This is a genomic window from Robertmurraya sp., assembly GCF_036676585.1.
GTDB lineage: Bacteria > Bacillota > Bacilli > Bacillales > Cytobacillaceae > Robertmurraya_A.
This window is the reverse complement of record NZ_JAKFCQ010000025.1, coordinates 14,420-32,216: the sequence shown is the minus strand read 5'-3', so window position 1 is coordinate 32,216 and position 17,797 is coordinate 14,420. Positions and strand designations below refer to the sequence as shown.

Here is a 17,797-nt window from a genome sequence, read left to right as displayed (position 1 = left end):
ACAGTGATAATGACATAGTGATTAAACGTATAGGATATGAAGGGAGGAGTCGCTTTGTCTCAGGGTAACGAGTCGTGCTTGCGATTTTCATTAGAAGAATCGGTGTGGTTTCAAAAGGGACAGGAAGTAGAGGAGTTAGTTTCTATTTCACTTGACCCAAATATTACGATTCATGAAAACGAACAATATGTCACCATTCAAGGTGCATTAGAATTAACAGGGGAATATCAGCGTTACAATGATGGTTCTAACGAGGAGGAGGATTTGTTTACTGCTCCGAAGTTCGTTCATCATGTGGAGGAGAGGGAAGAGGGACTCTATGAGTTTTCACACCGTTTTCCGGTAGATATAACCATTCCTAATAACCGTATCCAAAGCATTGATGACATTCATGTTGAAGTGGAAAGCTTTGATTATCTTTTTCAAGAAAGAAGCTGTATGAAGCTAACTGCCGATTTAACGATTACGGGTCTTTATGGAGATCAGCAGCATAAACCGGCACATGAAGAAGCAGAAGTGGAAGAAGTTCAACTTGAAGTTGCTTACCGAGAAGCAACCGTTGATGAGATAGAAGAAATTGTTGAAGGGTCTCATGAGCTTCGTACAGTGGAACAAGAGGAACCAACGATTTTGGAACATGAGTATGAACCATTCGCTGTGGAAGCGAGAAAATCAGCAGATGATACAGAGGAAAAAGTGGTTTCAATAAATAAAGCGGTTGAAATTTTTGAAGCACCACAACTTTCTGTAAACGAAGCAAAGGAGCCAGAAATTACTTTTTCAGCAGCTCGAAGTGAAGGACCCCAAGAGGTTGCAGAAGAAGTCGTTGAGGAGGCACCAGAGGTTGAGCTTCAGCCTGTACCAGAAGCAGAACTTCAGCCACAATCAGTGACAGAACTCCAACCACAACCAGAAACCCAACCAGAAGTGGAAGTAGAATCTTCTTCTTCACCTCCTCAGCCTAAGATTAAGAAAAAGAAATCTTCAAAAAAGGGAATGTCTTTAACCGAGTTTTTTGCTCGAAAAGAGGAGACGGAAGACTTAACAAAACTCCGTGTAGCCATCGTTCAAAGCGGGGAAACGGTCGAGCAATTAGCGGCACGTTACGAAGTACCTGTACAACAATTACTTAAGGTAAACCATCTTGAGTTAAATCAAGATATATACGAAGGGCAAGTTCTTTATATACCTATTCCTATTGCCCATAAATAGAAGAACAACCATTGGGCAGGTGAAAACTCCTGCCCTTGTTGTTTTTAATGGAAGGGTTGAGCCTCCTTGTCGAATATTAATTATTTGCAGCAAATGGAGCCGGTGTTAAAAAATTACGGAGTTAAGCCACACTTTATTGAGAAATTCGGGAAAATCTTTCGTATTTATAGTGATAAAGGAGTATTTGCTCTAAAAAAGATAGCTCCTAAACACGGTACGGATTTTATTAGACATATCCAATATCTATATCAGAAAGGATACAATCGTATTGTCCCTGTTTATCCAACGGTTGATGGACGTTATGCGGTTTTGCATAATCAAGCGTTATATTACTTGATGCCATGGTTACCAAATGAGGAAAAAGAAAACAGGAATGAAAGAAATCAACAGCTTTTCCGGGAGCTAGCAAGGCTTCATACATTGTCACTTCATGAAGTGACCATTGATCCTCAAGAAAAAGAAGAACATTATACTTCTCTTTCATCACTTTGGGAAAAAGAGACGGAATTTATTGAAGGCTATATTGAAGCGTGTGAAGGAAAACAATATATGTCCCCTACCGAACTTTTGTTTTGCTTGTATTACAATGACATTCGTCAAGCACTAACGTATTCCAAAAACAAGCTAAAAGAATGGTTCGAGCTAACAAAGGAAGAAACGAAGGCCAGGGCGGTCGTGGTTCATGGTAAGATCTCTTCTGAGCATTTTCTCTATGATGATAGAGGATATGGATATTTTATTAATCTTGAAGGCAGCAGAGAAGGAGCTGCCATTCATGATATTTTACCTTTTTTATCAAGACTGTTAAATACCTTTCCAAAGCGTTGCGATGACTGTATAGACTGGTTATATGTGTATTTAAAGTACTTTCCATTAAAAGATGACGAAATGCTCTTATTATTAGCTTATTTTGCTCATCCCGGCCCTGTGTTAAGGGTGGTGGAAGAGTATTATAAAACAAAAGAAAGAAATGAAAGAAAGTTTGTTCAAAGCTTACAAAAACAATTTTGGTTATTAAAAAATTCTGAGTACGTCGTCATGCGTATAGAGGAAATTGAAAGACAAAAAAAACAAGCTGCAGCGGCAGCAGCAGCTCAAAGTAACGAGGGAGCCCAAAGTTAGTGGGCTCCCTAAATAAATTCAAAGTGAAATGCAATAGCTAGAGCAATGAGTATGGCTAGAAACAATACATCAAATGTTGTTGGAAGAAAGATGGTTCGAATTCCTTGAAAGATACAAAAAGGGAGAATGAATTGTCTGCATACTCCTCTCACAGTCCTTAACCATGGTGGCAATGTATAAGGATTATACCTTCTTTTCACACCAATCCCTCCTAAGTTCATATTGTAATACCATAGACGCTAGTAAAAAAATGCTTCTTCCATTACTCTATGTATGGTTATAAAAAAATATGGGTATCCTTATTGACGTTAACGTACTTTTTTATGTAGTATATGGAGTATAAATTGAAGGTTCATATTTTTATCTTACATAATTGAATACAGAAATCTGCTTTGAAAGGGAAGAGTAGGTTGGTTACTCGCTTTAAGAGAGGAAAACTCGTGTCTGAAAGGTTTTCTAAGCGTTCCAATTGAAGGTCGCCCTTGAGCATCTTTTACGAACAGCTATGCTTTGTAGTGAAAGACGGGAGGTCCGTTATCTATTTTAAGAGCCAATCATGGTTTATTTATTGATTGGAAAAAAGGTGGTACCGCGAAGCAAACTCCATTCGTCCTTTTTAGACGATTGGAGTTTTTTTGTATTTAGCTTAGGAGGGAACAAAATGGAAACAAATGAATTAACAATGCCAACCAAATACGACCCAAATACGATTGAACGTGGTCGATACGAATGGTGGCTAAAGGGAAAATACTTTCAAGCACTTAATGACCAAGAGAAAGAGCCATATACAATCGTTATTCCACCACCAAACGTAACAGGAAAGCTACACTTAGGGCATGCTTGGGATACCACCTTACAGGATATTCTTACGAGAATGAAACGTATGCAAGGGTATGATGTATTGTGGTTGCCAGGAATGGACCATGCTGGTATTGCAACACAAGCAAAGGTGGAAGAAAAGCTCCGTGTCGAAGGAAAAAGCCGATATGATCTTGGTCGTGAGGCATTTGTGGAAGAAACTTGGAAATGGAAAGAAGAGTATGCGAGTCATATTCGTCAGCAGTGGTCAAAGTTAGGTCTAGGTCTTGACTACAGCAGAGAGCGTTTTACGCTGGATGAAGGATTGTCGAAAGCTGTAAGAGAGGTTTTCGTTTCATTATATAAAAAGGGGCTTATCTATCGAGGAGAGTATATAATCAACTGGGATCCAGCAACAAAAACAGCCCTTTCTGATATTGAAGTTATTTATAAGGATGTTCAAGGTGCTTTCTATCATATGAAGTATCCTTTAAGTGATGGCTCAGGATTCATTGAAGTGGCAACCACAAGACCAGAAACCATGCTTGGAGACACGGCAGTTGCTGTTCACCCTGAGGATGATAGATATAAGGACTTAATTGGGAAGACAGTTATTTTGCCAATTGTTGGTCGTGAGATCCCAATCGTTGGTGACGACTACGTAGATATGGAATTTGGTTCAGGCGCAGTGAAAATAACTCCGGCACATGACCCGAATGACTTTGAAATTGGAAATAGACATAATCTTGAACGGGTACTTGTAATGAACGAAGATGGCACGATGAATGCGAATGCCGGTAAGTACCAAGGGCTGGACCGATTCGAGTGTCGTAAGCAAATCGTTAAGGATCTTCAAGCAGATGACGTATTATTTAAAATTGAAGAGCATATGCACTCAGTTGGGCACTCAGAAAGAAGTGGTGCAGTAGTTGAGCCATATTTATCAACACAGTGGTTCGTTAAAATGCAACCTTTAGCAGATGAAGCAATCGCCTTACAAAAGAAAGAAGAAAAAGTGAATTTTGTTCCTGACCGATTTGAGAACACGTACCTGCGCTGGATGGAAAACATTCGTGACTGGTGTATTTCTCGTCAGCTTTGGTGGGGCCACCGTATTCCAGCGTGGTATCACAAACAAACAGGAGAGGTACACGTTGATCATGAGCCTCCTGCAGATATTGAAAACTGGGAACAGGATAAAGACGTATTAGATACATGGTTCAGTTCCGCTCTTTGGCCGTTTTCGACGATGGGCTGGCCAGATATCGAATCAAGTGATTACAAGCGTTACTATCCAACCGATTGTCTTGTAACTGGTTACGATATCATCTTTTTCTGGGTATCAAGAATGATCTTCCAAGGCTTGGAATTCACAGGAGAACGTCCATTTAAGGATGTCCTTATTCACGGACTTGTTCGAGATGCTGAAGGGCGTAAAATGAGTAAGTCACTTGGAAACGGTGTTGATCCGATGGAAGTAATTGACAAGTATGGTGCAGACTCTTTACGTTATTTCTTATCAACAGGAAGCTCTCCAGGGCAAGATTTACGTTATAGCACGGAAAAGGTAGAAGCAACTTGGAACTTTGCTAATAAAATTTGGAATGCCTCACGCTTTGCATTAATGAATATGGACGGATTAACGTATGAACAAATTGACTTAAGTGGTGAAAAGTCTGTAGCGGATAAATGGATTTTGACTAGACTGAATGAAACCATTGAAACGGTAACAAGACTTTCAGATCGATATGAATTTGGTGAGGTTGGTCGTGTTCTATACAATTTCATTTGGGATGACTTCTGTGATTGGTATATTGAAATGGCGAAGCTCCCACTTTATGGTGAGGATGAAGCGGCAAAGTTAACAACAAGATCTATATTAGCTTATGTACTTGATCAAACGATGAGACTTCTACACCCATTCATGCCGTTTATCACAGAGGAAATTTGGCAAAACCTTCCTCATAAAGGAGAGTCAATTACGGTTGCACCATGGCCAGTAGTAAATGAGGAGTTAACTGATCATCAAGCTGCTTCCGATATGAAGCTATTGGTTGAGATTATCCGTTCTGTTCGAAATATCCGTGCAGAAGTAAATACTCCGCTAAGCAAAAAGATCAATATGATTGTAAAGGGAAAAGACGACAATATCTCTGCTGTGTTGGAAAAGAACCGTGCGTATATTGAGCGTTTCTGTAATCCTGAAGAATTAGTCATTGGAACGGTAGTTGATGAGCCAGAGAAGGCGATGACAGCTGTTGTAACAGGAGCAGAAATTATTCTTCCACTAGCTGGACTGCTAAATATAGAGGAAGAAATTGCTCGACTAGGAAAGGAATACGCAAAGCTTACCCAAGAGGTAGAACGTGTTCAAAAGAAACTCAGCAATGAAGGCTTTGTGAAGAAGGCGCCTGAGAAAGTAATTAATGAAGAGCGTGCAAAAGAGAAAGACTACATGGAAAAACGAGCACTAGTAGAAACGCGTTTAAATGAATTAAAAGGACTATAATATTTAGTAGGACGAATCTAAAATAGATTCGTCCTCACTATATTATGAAAGGTGAACCATCATGTTTTTGACTTATGAAGAAGCAGTGGCATGGATTCATGCTAGATTAAGGCTCGGAATTAAGCCGGGGCTTACAAGAATGGAATGGATGATGGACAGGCTTGGTCATCCAGAGAAACATTTTCACTCCGTACATATCGGAGGGACGAACGGAAAAGGTTCGACTGTTACCTTTTTAAGATCCATTTTAGAAGAGCAGGGATATACGGTGGGCACCTTTACTTCCCCGTATTTTGAGCAATTTAACGAACGAATTAGTGTGAATGGAAGGCCTATATCTAATGATGATATTGTGCGTTTAGTCAATATAATAAAACCTTTAAGTGATGAACTTGAGCAAACGGAATTAGGGGGACCTACGGAGTTTGAGGTCATAACAGCTATGTCACTCTACTATTTTGGTCAGTTGAGCTCGGTTGATATGGTACTATATGAGGTCGGCCTAGGTGGACGGTTTGACTCAACAAATATTATAAATCCTCTTCTGTCGATTATTACAAGTATTGGTCTTGACCATACTGCCATCTTAGGTGATACCCATGAGAAAATCGCATTTGAAAAAGCTGGAATTATTAAGCCACGTGTACCTATTATTACAGCTGTTCACCAAACAGAAGCGTTACAAGTAATAAAAAAGAAAGCATCAAAAGAGAATGCAGATTGTTTTGTATTAGGGGAAGACTTTCATGTTATGAACCATCAATCATTAGCAACTGGGGAAGAGTTTGATTGGAAGATGGCTAATAAAAACTGGTCTTCTATTCAAACGACAATGATAGGTAAACATCAAATCGAAAATGCTTCCTTAGCGATTATGGCCGCTCAGTTATTAAATGATACGAAGCAATTTGTAATTGATTCCACTTCTATTAGAAAGGGCATAAAAAAAGCCTATTGGCCAGGGAGATTTGAAGTGGTAAGTAACGACCCGACGGTTGTTATTGATGGAGCTCATAACGAAGAGGGAATTCACACATTGGTTCGTGAAGCGAAAAAACGCTACCATGATAAGGAAATCCACATCGTTTTTGCGGCGTTAAGAGATAAAAAGCTAGATGGAATGATTCAAGAGCTAGATGAACTCGCCTCTCAAATCACCTTCGTATCCTTTGATTTTCCACGCGCAGCATCCAGCAAGGAACTTTATTCGATTAGTTTGTCTGAAAATAAAAAAGAAAACATGGATTGGGAGGCAAGTATTGAAGAGAAACTATTCGATCTAAAGGAAAATCAAGTGCTTGTTATTACGGGGTCGCTATATTTTTTAGCAGAGGTAAAACCAAAATTACTAAAGTTACTAGAATCAATGTAAAATAAAACTATGACAAATATCTGAATCTTTGATAAACTTAATGTAAAGTAAGTCTTTTCACCCATTAATAAAGGAGGGGGAAGGAAATGGATCCAAAAGCAAAAAAAATCATTTGGATATCTTGGCTATCAATTGTCCCAATTGGACTCTATTTAACATATACCTTTTTCCCACCATTAATTAGTGGGGTAGATTTTGATCTATTTGCCTTTCTTTTGCTAATCTCATTTGTTGCATCCGTCCCAATGGTTGTAAATAATACTCCTATTTTTCTTATTCAATGGGTATCATTGGCGGTGTTTTTAACATTTGGTTTATTTTATGAAATGATTCTTGTGCAATTTGGTATCATTGTCCTTTTAATTAAACTTCGTGTCACCAAACAACAATTATATCGTTTCCCCCTTAATTCACTTATGTTTTTTGTTTGCTCGCTTCTCAGTGGAGTGATTTATTATGCATTGGGCGGCGTTCACGGCCTTACTTTGGTAGAGAATCCGAAGTTGCTACTGATTGCGATAACTTACGCAGTCGTAAATTATGCTCTCAATCAGTTGATTCTATCAGGTATTAGATATGCTTTGTTTAAGCAAAAACAGCAGTATTTTGGTAAGGATTTTATTTGGGAGACTATTACATCGATCCTTACTTTGCCTATAGGGCTAGTTCTATACACGTTATATATCGAGGTAGGGGTTGTGGCACTATTATTTGTTGGAGTACCGTTTGCTAGTCTTTCGATCATATTAAACCTTTACTACTCCACTGAAAAGGTGAATAGTTATCTCCAAAAAGCGGCTGAAATTGGACACGAGCTTGCTGAAAGACTTGATGTGGACGGGGTGCTTGGACTCTTTTTACAAAAATTAAAAACCCTTCTTCCAGTAGATGAAGCGTATGTATTAGATAAAGAGAATGGTCAATTGCACATTATTCGGATGGAGAGTAATCACGGAAAGTTTCGAACCTTCGAAACCATGAAACCTTTAAAAAAAGGAGAAGGAATTGGTGGGAAGGTTTGGGCAGATAAGAATGCCCTTATTTTCTCGAGCAGCAAAGAGTGGAAACCTATAACAAAGGAGCCGCTTTCCCCGGATATGGAGAGTGTGCTTTGCGTTCCAATTGTTAAAAGTAACGAAGTGGTTGGAATCTTATTGCTAGCTTCTTCTGAAAAAAGGGCGTACGAAAAATCACAGCTTATGATTCTTGAAATTTTATGCTCTTACTTAGCTGTAGCTGTGGAGAATGCGAGACATTATGAGAAGACAAAAGAAATAAGTGAGCGATGCGCACTTACCAATCTGTACAATTATCGATACTTAGATAATGAGCTGCAAGCAGAGTACGGGAAGTTGATGGCCTCTGAAAGAAAGAAAATTTCTCTCATTTTGTTAGATATCGACCATTTTAAGTCTGTAAACGACACATATGGACACCAAAGTGGGAATGAAATTCTAAGAGAATTAGCTGGTCGATTAGAAAACTTGGTCGGAAAAAAGGGAACTGTTGCGAGATATGGTGGAGAGGAATTTACGATTCTATTACCAGATGTTGATAAGCAAGAGGCACTCAAACTAGCTGAGCTTGTGCGATTAACGATTGCTAATTGGCCATTTACCCTTGAACAACATATTTCGGAGAAAAATAAAAAGTTGCTAGTAAACATTACAGCTTCAATTGGAGTAGCCACATCACCCGACGATGCGGACGATCCTCAATCGTTAATACGACACGCGGACCGTGCATTATATGTAGGAGCAAAGCGTGCGGGAAGAAATAGAGTAGCTCAATACGTAAAATAAAATAGAAATTACAAAAATAACCAAGAAATTTGGCGAAATCATTCCATGACAAGACGACAAAAGTCTTGTTATTTTTTTTGTACTCTATGATAGGATGAAACAAGCACTCATCTTCGAAGGAGGCAAATGTAGTGGAAAACCAGAAAAAAAATACTATCACGATAAAAATTGATGGTAAATCAAGAACGTATCAAGAGAATAAGCAAAAATTAAAACCAGAAAAAATGACTTCTAGTAAAACCTTTGTCGAAGATGATGGTCGAAAACTAGAATTCGATAAACGGCCAGTAGAAAAGGCAAGTATAAAGGAACCGAATTATGAGGAGGTTGCAGCGGCTTCTGCTGAAAAGAATGAAGAAGACTTTGACTGGATTCTGCCAGAAACTAGTGAGGAACCAGAACTAGAGGAGTACAAGATTGCTAGCTATACAAGTAAACCAAATAAGGGAAAGAGCGTGATCAAAGCCCTTAAGAAAAATAAAAATAATCTATCTCCTTCCATTTTCTTTGCCCTCTTTTTTGCCGTAATCATTGGGATGAGCTTTGGATTTATCCTCTTAAGACTTGTCATTAGTGACCAGACGCTTGGAGGACAAGAAGTAGTTACGACGGTTCCCCCTACTGAACAACAAAGCGAACAGGCGAATGTAGTAAGTTATACATTACCGGTTGTTTCAACTTTTGTTGTCCAAGAAAGTGCTTATTCTTCGGTTGAAGCAGCAAATGAAGGCAAGAAAGTTCTTGATCAAAAAGAAATTCCCTCATCAGTCGTTACAACTGATAGAAGTTATTTGCTTGTTGGCATTGGTTTAACGAAAGAAAGTGGTAAAGCTATTGGTGAACGTTTAACGGAAGAAGGCATCGATATATATGCAAAAGAAATACAAGTTGGTGGCATTCAACTAAACGAAATCACCAGTACGGAACAAAAGCTACTAGAGCAGGCATCACAATTATATGCACCACTAGTGACAATTAGTACAAATCTCACACTGGAACAAACGATTCCTGAAGAAGCTTCAAATAATGTCACACAAATGAAAGCTGAGTGGGATAAAATTAATAGTAAAGAAATTAAAAGTGAAAGATTTATTCAGCTCAAAGAGGAAATAGACAAAGCAATTACTGTTGCGATAAATCCATCAAAAGAGAAGAGCACAGAGCTTCAGCAACATTTATTAAGCTTTTTGTCCTTATACCAATCAGAAAAATAAAAATATCGACATTTTCGGATATTTTCCGGGAAATGGCGAGAAAATAGCAGAGTCTTGTCAATCCATTGACAAGCTCTATTTTTTTATGATTTATAAGAAAAAAAGTTCAGTTAAAAAATGACTCTCATCCTATTTTTTGTTACGATAAAAAGGTATCTCCCCTATGATCCAAATATAAAGGTAAGGTGATCTTATGCAAAACCTCATTTTAGCCTCTTCCTCTCCTCGACGAAAGGAACTGTTATCCATTCTTCAAATCCCGTTTGAGGTAAAAGCAAGTGATGTAGATGAAACCTTTCATTCTGAACTTGCACCACATGAAGTAGTTATCAATTTAGCAGAGCGTAAGGCAAAGCATGTGTCAAGAAATGATTCTTCATCTATCGTCATTGGTGCGGACACGATTGTTGTTGCTGCTGGTGGTGAAATACTTGGGAAACCTAATAACCCAACCGAAGCTATTGAGATGTTAAGGAAATTATCTGGTTCAACACATTCTGTTTACACAGGAGTAGCGATTGTATCGGCTGCTCGTACAACGACTTTTTATGAAAAGACGGATGTAACATTCTGGGAGTTAACTGACGAAGAAATTCACTCCTATATAAGTACCGGTGAACCGTACGATAAGGCGGGAAGCTACGGTATACAGGGGTTCGGTAGCACATTAGTGAAACGAATTGCAGGTGATTATTTTACGGTCGTTGGATTACCGATAGCCCGCCTTGTCCGCGAATTAAAACCTTTTAGGTGTTGAAGGTTCAACGTCGGCCTCCCCAAAAAATTAGGAGGTACGAAATGCGAACAGAAGCACTGATGATTAAGGATTATCCCCATGAAGACCGTCCCCGGGAGCGCTTTGTTCAAAGTGGTCCAGAAAGCCTTTCAAACCATGAACTACTTGCTCTTCTTTTGAGAACGGGAACAAAAGAAGAGTCCGTTCTTCAATTGGCGAATCGACTATTAAATCATTTTGAAGGACTTAGGCTTCTAAAAGAAGCGACCTTAGATGAAATGACCCAGATTAAGGGGATTGGTATGGCTAAAGCTGTTCAAGTACTTGCTGCCGTAGAAATAGGAAGGCGAATTACAAACTTGAATTATGATGATCGGTATGTTATTCGTTCACCTGAGGATGGTGCTAAGTATGTGATGCAAGATATGAGATTCCTTAGTCAAGAACATTTTGTATGTCTATATCTTAATACAAAAAATCAAGTCCTCCATAAAAAAACAGTCTTTATTGGGAGCTTAAATGCTTCCATCGTTCATCCTCGTGAAGTGTATAAGGAAGCATTAAAACGTTCTGCAGCTTCTGTTATTTGTGCACACAATCACCCATCAGGAGTGCGCCTGTAAGGTGCCGCATAATAGCATTCTAAAAGAATTAGAACTCCTTACATGGTTCTATGGTCAGCATCTTACCTAAAAGGGAAACCTGTAAAGGGAAAAAAGCATGATGTGAAAAGGGAAAGAGACGATTTGCTATCATATCGAGTCAGTTTCTCAGACCAAGTGATGTATGGTAAAGGCTAGACTGCTTGAATCCTAGACGAAGGAGCGAAGGGTACGCCGTTACTTATGATAGCTAACAGGTAACGAGGACAATATCGGAGAAGTTCTCCTGACTTTTTTCGATTGTAAGGATTGTCCTTCTATACTCTATAAAGAGTAAAACGTCAAAAGGGGTACCTAACCATCACGTTCTATTATGTTGCATAATTCAGGGATTGCCTAAGTACAACAAAGAGGTTGTATAAGGTAACGGAGTCATCATAGTACTCAACGTTTGCCTGTAATGGGTTTAGCAAGGGGAAGGGTGACAGGCTACTATTCGTCCATTTGAAAGGTGTCATGAACATGGCAATTAATCCATTTCAACAATTAGACGTTTTGAAAAAGGCTTCACAAAAAGGGAAACAAATTACTGATTGCTATCGTCTTATGTATAGAAAGGATTTATGGATAAGGGCACATAAACAATTATATTATCTCAAAAATTCAAATGAATTTCCTATGCTAGAAATGGATGAGATCATTTTGAAACTAAAAAAGGGAACGTTCCGATTCGATAATCTAAGGGATAGGTTACAGCATTCTATTTCTCCATCTTTTAGAGAGTTATTGGTCCTTGAGGTAATCAAAGAAATTCTTACATCCATATTTAGAGAAACTCACTTAAATAGGGAGGATCATAATCAATCTCTCAAAGAGGTAAAAAGAAATTGGAGTGACCAAACCTGGTTGATTTACGGGAAAATAAATCATAAAGAGTCTCCTGTTTGGTACCATCAACTCCTGGAGAATATTGAAAAAAAGGTCAGTGATCGACGTTTCTTACTCCTCCTTCATAATGCCATATTCTCAGGAATAATCGATAAAGAAACTCCAAGCAAAGGTGCAACTCTTAAATCAGTACTTTTCTCTATTTATTTTCAAGAAGTGGATATCTTTTTGAAGATGAAATTGAATAAGGGAAAAAAGGCAAATACTAGCTTAGGAGCGTTCAAGTATTTTCAAGAGTTTGACCATTACTTATTGACATTTAATGGTTCAAAAGACGAAGCGGCCCAGGTTTTTAGTGAGGTGCAACTATTTTTCAGCTCAAAACTTTTATATGCAAACAAAGAATATTCCCTGTGCTTTTCCAATCTTAAGAAACCTGCATTACTATGTGGATATGAGATGAAAAGGTGTAGACTGACTAACACTCTTCTTTTCAAGATACCTTACGATACACTAAAGAGACTGTCAAAAAAATACGGAGAAATTGAAGATTTTCTACCTATGCCTCGACCGGAATTAATCAACTTCTCTGAAAGAAAAATCATGCGGGTGTATCATTCTGAATTAAGAAAGGTAGTTTTGGATTATAGAGGAGCAAATAATTGGCATGACTTTTCAAAACTATTTTCCTTAGCTAGAGGCAGTTTTATCAGAACGATAGCAATGAAAAGAAAGTGCTCAGTTAACAAAGTTAGTCTAGAAATGAAATCATATCAACAAGGTGATCTTTGTATAAGAGTGAAAGTGGAAGGAAATATTGAAAGTTTATATTCATTTATTAAATTATCTGAGTTTTCCTTTTTGAGATACTAAGCCTTGAAGCTGGCGAGCCGTATACGCTGAAAGGTGTACGTACGGTTCTGTGGGAGGAGAGAAGAAACCAGTAACTAGTTAGATGGCGCTTTTCTCCTACCCGACGATCCTACTCCTAGCAAGGAGGATATTGAGGTTACGAAAAGACTAGTGGAATGTGGGAAAATATTAGGCATCGAAATTCTTGACCATTTGATTATTGGGGAAAATAAATTTGTCAGTTTAAAGGAAAAAGGCTATTTATGACACTATGAATTTATTTGACGATGCGATATAATAAGCTTTATGATTTTTTTGCAATAAAACACTAAGATGAATTCATAATAAATAGCTTTAACTAGAAAAAGTGAATTTCCATATTGGACAAACCATTAGACGGATGACTTTATTCGTACGATTTGGATGAGAAAGGGAGATACTTCATGTTTGGAATAGGAACAAGAGATCTTGGAATTGATTTAGGAACAGCAAATACGCTTGTGTATGTGAAAGGAAAAGGGATTGTTGTAAGAGAGCCTTCTGTTGTTGCCCTGCAAACAGATACAAAACATATTGTAGCAGTAGGGAACGATGCGAAAAATATGATTGGCCGTACACCTGGTAATGTGGTAGCTCTTAGACCAATGAAAGATGGTGTTATTGCTGACTATGAAACAACTGCAACGATGATGAAATATTACATAAATCAAGCAAACAAAAGCAAGGGTCTCTTCTCAGGTAAACCATATGTAATGGTATGCGTACCATCAGGGATAACGGCTGTAGAACAAAGAGCAGTGATTGATGCAACTCGTCAAGCTGGTGCTAGGGATGCATATCCGATAGAAGAGCCGTTTGCTGCTGCAATCGGAGCAAATCTTCCTGTATGGGAGCCTACTGGAAGCATGGTTGTTGATATCGGAGGCGGGACAACTGAGGTTGCCATTATCTCCTTAGGAGGTATCGTGACAAGCCAGTCCATTCGCATTGCTGGAGATGAAATGGATGAAGCAATAATTAATTATATTCGAAAAACGTACAACCTTCTGATCGGTGATCGTACAGCAGAAACAATTAAAGTTGAAATTGGAAGTGCGGGTGACCCAGAAGGTATTGAAAATATGGAAATACGTGGACGTGATTTGTTAACAGGACTACCGAAAACGATTGAAATTAGAGCAGAGGAAATCTCGAAAGCTCTACATGATACGGTATATGCAATCGTAGATGCTGTTAAGGTTACATTGGAAAAAACTCCACCAGAGCTTGCCGCAGATATTATGGATCGTGGGATTGTCCTTACAGGCGGAGGTGCGCTTCTTCGTAATTTAGACCGAGTAATTAGCGAAGAAACAAATATGCCAGTACTCATTGCTGAAAATCCACTTGATTGTGTGGCAATAGGTACAGGAAAAGCTCTTGATCATATTCATCTTTTTAAAAATAAAGCTTCAGAAACACGATAAGCAAACTATCTTTCCCTCTCTCCTTAAGGAGTGAGGGAATACCCCTGTGTGGGAAAATTTTTCACTTGAGGTGTAAGAAATGCCACAATTTTTATCAAATAAACGCCTTATCATTTTACTAGTTAGCATCATTATTCTCGTGGCATTAATCGGTTTTTCAATAAGAGAGCGAGAGAAGTTAACATGGCCTGAACAATTTATTAAAGATACGACAGGATGGGTACAATCAGCCTTTTCACGTCCTGCCAATTATGTAGCAGGTTTCTTTGAGAATGTAAGAGACTTGCAAAATACATATGAAGAGAACAAGGAATTAAAAGCTCGATTAGATGAGTTAGTTCAGCTTGAGGTAGATGTTCAAACACTTGCAAAAGAGAATAAAGAGCTACGAGAAATTCTAGATAATAAGGAAGATTTAAGCGAATTTGATCCTGTACAGGCAATCGTTGTAGGTAGAAACCCTGAAAGATGGCATGAACTACTTGTTATTAATAAGGGGAAACAAGACGGTATCCAACAAAATATGGCGGTTATCACTGCAAATGGGCTAATTGGTAAGGTAAAAAGCACAAGTCAATTCACCTCGACCATTCAGCTATTAAGTGCAAATGACCCAACAAATCGAATTTCTGCAAAAATAATAGGTGAAACGGAAACTTACGGGACCATTGAAGGATATGATGAGGAAAGAAAACTCCTTAAACTAAAGAGGCTTCCGTATGATGCGAAAATAGAGAAAGACCAGATTGTTACTACTTCTGGACTAGGTGGAGTATTTCCGAAGGATTTACCTGTTGGTAAAGTGGTCGAAGTCGTTCCGGATGAATTTGGATTAAATCAAACTGCGTATATAGAGCCGGGCGCCGATTTTTATGATATTCGTCACGTTATGGTTGTTACTGTTAAGACGAATACGCCTGATTTAAGTGATATTTCTAGTGAAGAGGAGGAGGAATTGTGAAAAAACTCCTTCTTCCTATTTTTGTGTTGTTTTTTTTCATACTAGAGAGTTTGTTCGTCGAGCTTTTTTCTCCACAGCTTTTTAATAGTGATCGCATCATCGTGCCCCATTTTCTTTTAGTAGTTCTTTTGTTTTTAACCGTTTACGGAGGAAAGAAACAAGGGATCCTGTATGCGGCTATTTTTGGGCTGCTCTTTGATATTGTTTATACTGAAGTGATTGGGATATATTTCTTTTTGTATCCACTGGTCGCTTATTTTGTTTCAAAAACGATGCAGCTTATACATAATCATCTCGTTGTAGTTTCATTAACCTCCATGGTCGGAATCATCCTACTAGAGCTTGGTGTGTATGAGTTAAACTATTTATTAAAAGTTACTGAAATGAATTTTCAAACTTTCTTACAGGAGAGGCTTTATCCAACCTTGATATTAAATTTGGCTTTTACGATTTTGGTTTCCTTTCCCCTTAAACGGCAGTTTGATAAATATGCAGAGGAACTTAGAAATGAATAAAAAATCGATTCTATTTAAAAAGGATTTCTGGGGCTTAAGGTCGAAATAATATAAAGATATATGTTAGCTTGTTTCGTATTGAGCTTATTCTTAGTTTGCTTAACATCGAGGGATGCTTTTCTATTGAGGTGACCAACTTAACATGAAGAAGACACAAAATGTGCTAATAAAAGGAACAAAGGATGGTTTAACGTTACACTTAGATGATCTTTGCTCCTATGAAGAATTAAAGAGGGAATTAGATTCTAAATTAACCGAAAATTCGTTAGCTAATAAAGATCGACCTTTAATCTCTGTTCGAGTTCAAGTAGGTAACCGATACTTGACAGAAGATCAGCAAGAAGAAATTAAAAATTTAATACGTCAAAAAAAGAATTTAGTCGTTGAATTAATTCAATCAAATGTAATGACAAGGGAAGAAGCCGAGCTAGCAATAGCAGCAAATGAGATCATCCCAGTAGCTAAAGTCATCCGTTCAGGTCAAGTACTTGAAACACCTGGTGATTTGCTCTTAGTGGGAGATGTGAATCCTGGTGGGACTGTTCGAGCAGGCGGAAATATCTTTATTATGGGAGCGCTGAAGGGAATTGCTCACGCAGGATGCTTTGGTAACTCAAATGCAGTGGTTGTTGCCTCAGTGATGAATCCTTCACAAATCAGAATTAGTCATTGCATTAACCGTGCTCCAGATAATGGAACAGACAAAGAGAAACGGGAAATGGAATGTGCCTATATTGATGAAAACGATCACATTATTATTGATAGATTGCAAGTATTATCTCAGCTAAGACCAAACTTAACGAAGCTGGAAGGGGGACGCTAAAATGGGACAAGCCATTGTTGTAACTTCGGGAAAAGGTGGAGTAGGGAAAACGACTACTTCTGCAAATATTGGAACAGCACTAGCCTTACAAGGGAAGCGTGTCTGCCTTGTTGATACAGATATCGGATTGAGAAACTTAGACGTCGTTATGGGACTTGAAAACCGAATCATTTATGATTTAGTTGACGTCGTGGAAGGTCGCTGTAAGATTCATCAAGCGTTAGTTAAAGATAAGAGATTTGATGACCTTCTATACTTGCTTCCAGCAGCACAAACGAGTGATAAAACGGCAGTTCAGCCTGAACAAATGAAAACGTTGATTAACAATTTGAAACAGGACTATGATTATATCATTATTGACTGTCCGGCAGGAATTGAACAAGGTTATAAAAATGCAGTTGCAGGTGCGGATAAAGCTATTGTTGTAACCACACCAGAGGTTTCAGCTGTAAGGGATGCGGACAGAATCATCGGACTTCTAGAAAAGGAAGAAAATGTGGAAGCACCAAAGCTAGTGATTAATCGTATCCGCAGTCATATGATGAAAAATGGAGATATGCTTGATGTAGACGAAATCACAGCACACCTATCCATTGATTTAATTGGAATAGTGGCAGATGATGATGAAGTCATTAAAGCATCTAATCATGGTGAACCAATCGCTCTTAATCCTAATTCAAAAGCTTCGATCGCTTATCGAAATATTGCACGCCGAATATTAGGAGAATCAATACCACTCCAACAGCTTGATGATAGTGATAAAGGTGTATTTACAAAAATTAAAAAGTTTTTTGGTGTTAAGTAAAACCGAGATTTTTCTCGGTTTTTTTATTTGGTTTCTTTGTCTAGTAATTGAATTGTATTGTCATAGGTTTGTCCTTTTGCACATAAACTTGTACAAAACGCAAAAGGAATGGTGGGGAAA

General features: G+C 38.3%; 14 protein-coding genes, 2 pseudogenes and 1 other annotated feature. Of the genes and pseudogenes, 15 read left to right on the top strand and 1 reads right to left on the bottom strand.

The window, feature by feature from the left end:
* Positions 1-54 precede the first annotated feature (54 nt).
* Both spoVID and ysxE read left to right on the top strand, forming a co-directional pair.
* Entirely contained in the window at positions 55-1,212 is a 1,158-nt protein-coding gene (gene spoVID / locus ACGLXV_RS01960; RefSeq protein WP_391557286.1) for a stage VI sporulation protein D, read from the top strand.
* Positions 1,213-1,278: 66 nt separating this feature from the next.
* A complete protein-coding gene (ysxE, locus tag ACGLXV_RS01955) occupies positions 1,279-2,334 on the top strand; it encodes a spore coat protein YsxE (RefSeq protein ID WP_391557285.1) in 1,056 nt (351 codons plus the stop codon).
* Between the two features lie 8 nt (positions 2,335-2,342).
* On the opposite strand, the gene ACGLXV_RS01950 is transcribed toward ysxE, so the two are convergent.
* A complete protein-coding gene (locus ACGLXV_RS01950; RefSeq protein WP_119709283.1) occupies positions 2,343-2,555 on the bottom strand; it encodes a hypothetical protein in 213 nt (70 codons plus the stop codon).
* Between the two features lie 162 nt (positions 2,556-2,717).
* Positions 2,718-2,952 (top strand) — a binding site (T-box leader).
* A 43-nt stretch (positions 2,953-2,995) separates the two neighbouring features.
* Here ACGLXV_RS01950 and ACGLXV_RS01945 point away from each other — a divergent pair.
* The 13 genes and pseudogenes from ACGLXV_RS01945 to minD all read left to right on the top strand — a co-directional run bounded on the left by ACGLXV_RS01945 (position 2,996) and on the right by minD (position 17,677).
* Complete coding sequence (locus tag ACGLXV_RS01945) at positions 2,996-5,641, top strand: valine--tRNA ligase (RefSeq protein ID WP_391557284.1); 2,646 nt, start codon at positions 2,996-2,998, stop codon at positions 5,639-5,641.
* 61 nt (positions 5,642-5,702) lie between these two features.
* Complete coding sequence (locus ACGLXV_RS01940) at positions 5,703-7,013, top strand: bifunctional folylpolyglutamate synthase/dihydrofolate synthase (RefSeq protein WP_391557283.1); 1,311 nt, start codon at positions 5,703-5,705, stop codon at positions 7,011-7,013.
* 86 nt (positions 7,014-7,099) lie between these two features.
* Entirely contained in the window at positions 7,100-8,815 is a 1,716-nt protein-coding gene (locus tag ACGLXV_RS01935; protein ID WP_391557282.1) for a sensor domain-containing diguanylate cyclase, read from the top strand.
* Positions 8,816-8,946: 131 nt separating this feature from the next.
* Positions 8,947-10,029 carry a hypothetical protein gene (locus tag ACGLXV_RS01930; RefSeq protein WP_391557281.1) on the top strand — a complete coding sequence of 361 codons (1,083 nt, stop codon included), beginning with the start codon at positions 8,947-8,949 and terminating at the stop codon, positions 10,027-10,029.
* A gap of 193 nt (positions 10,030-10,222) precedes the next feature.
* Positions 10,223-10,786, top strand: coding sequence for a Maf family protein (locus ACGLXV_RS01925; protein WP_391557280.1), 564 nt, complete (start codon positions 10,223-10,225; stop codon positions 10,784-10,786).
* 41 nt (positions 10,787-10,827) lie between these two features.
* Positions 10,828-11,376 (top strand): annotated as a pseudogene (gene radC / locus ACGLXV_RS01920) (RadC family protein); the annotation flags it as partial.
* Between the two features lie 513 nt (positions 11,377-11,889).
* A complete protein-coding gene (locus ACGLXV_RS01915; RefSeq protein WP_391557279.1) occupies positions 11,890-13,128 on the top strand; it encodes a hypothetical protein in 1,239 nt (412 codons plus the stop codon).
* A gap of 105 nt (positions 13,129-13,233) precedes the next feature.
* Positions 13,234-13,374, top strand: a pseudogene (locus ACGLXV_RS01910) (JAB domain-containing protein); the annotation flags it as partial.
* A 176-nt stretch (positions 13,375-13,550) separates the two neighbouring features.
* Positions 13,551-14,573 (top strand): rod shape-determining protein, encoded by a 1,023-nt coding sequence (locus ACGLXV_RS01905; protein ID WP_119709274.1) that lies wholly within the window; start codon positions 13,551-13,553, stop codon positions 14,571-14,573.
* A 79-nt stretch (positions 14,574-14,652) separates the two neighbouring features.
* Positions 14,653-15,534, top strand: a complete 882-nt coding sequence (mreC, locus tag ACGLXV_RS01900) for a rod shape-determining protein MreC (protein ID WP_391557278.1) — start codon at positions 14,653-14,655, stop codon at positions 15,532-15,534.
* Complete coding sequence (gene mreD, locus ACGLXV_RS01895) at positions 15,531-16,049, top strand: rod shape-determining protein MreD (protein WP_391557277.1); 519 nt, start codon at positions 15,531-15,533, stop codon at positions 16,047-16,049. Before mreC ends, mreD begins: the two co-directional genes overlap by 4 nt.
* Before the next feature lie 142 nt (positions 16,050-16,191).
* Positions 16,192-16,872, top strand: a complete 681-nt coding sequence (gene minC, locus ACGLXV_RS01890) for a septum site-determining protein MinC (RefSeq protein ID WP_119709271.1) — start codon at positions 16,192-16,194, stop codon at positions 16,870-16,872.
* A 1-nt stretch (position 16,873) separates the two neighbouring features.
* Positions 16,874-17,677, top strand: a complete 804-nt coding sequence (gene minD / locus ACGLXV_RS01885; protein WP_119709270.1) for a septum site-determining protein MinD — start codon at positions 16,874-16,876, stop codon at positions 17,675-17,677.
* Positions 17,678-17,797 lie beyond the last annotated feature (120 nt).

Excerpts from the sequence above, each read along its gene's own strand:
- mreC (WP_391557278.1), top strand. The coding sequence starts at position 14,653 with ATGCCACAATTTTTATCAAATAAACGCCTTATCATTTTACTAGTTAGC.
- ACGLXV_RS01940 (WP_391557283.1), top strand. The coding sequence starts at position 5,703 with ATGTTTTTGACTTATGAAGAAGCAGTGGCATGGATTCATGCTAGATTA.
- ACGLXV_RS01945 (WP_391557284.1), top strand. The coding sequence starts at position 2,996 with ATGGAAACAAATGAATTAACAATGCCAACCAAATACGACCCAAATACG.
- ACGLXV_RS01950 (WP_119709283.1), bottom strand. The coding sequence starts at position 2,555 with ATGAACTTAGGAGGGATTGGTGTGAAAAGAAGGTATAATCCTTATACA.
- minD (WP_119709270.1), top strand. The coding sequence starts at position 16,874 with ATGGGACAAGCCATTGTTGTAACTTCGGGAAAAGGTGGAGTAGGGAAA.
- minC (WP_119709271.1), top strand. The coding sequence starts at position 16,192 with ATGAAGAAGACACAAAATGTGCTAATAAAAGGAACAAAGGATGGTTTA.
- ACGLXV_RS01905 (WP_119709274.1), top strand. The coding sequence starts at position 13,551 with ATGTTTGGAATAGGAACAAGAGATCTTGGAATTGATTTAGGAACAGCA.
- ACGLXV_RS01915 (WP_391557279.1), top strand. The coding sequence starts at position 11,890 with ATGGCAATTAATCCATTTCAACAATTAGACGTTTTGAAAAAGGCTTCA.
- ACGLXV_RS01925 (WP_391557280.1), top strand. The coding sequence starts at position 10,223 with ATGCAAAACCTCATTTTAGCCTCTTCCTCTCCTCGACGAAAGGAACTG.
- ACGLXV_RS01935 (WP_391557282.1), top strand. The coding sequence starts at position 7,100 with ATGGATCCAAAAGCAAAAAAAATCATTTGGATATCTTGGCTATCAATT.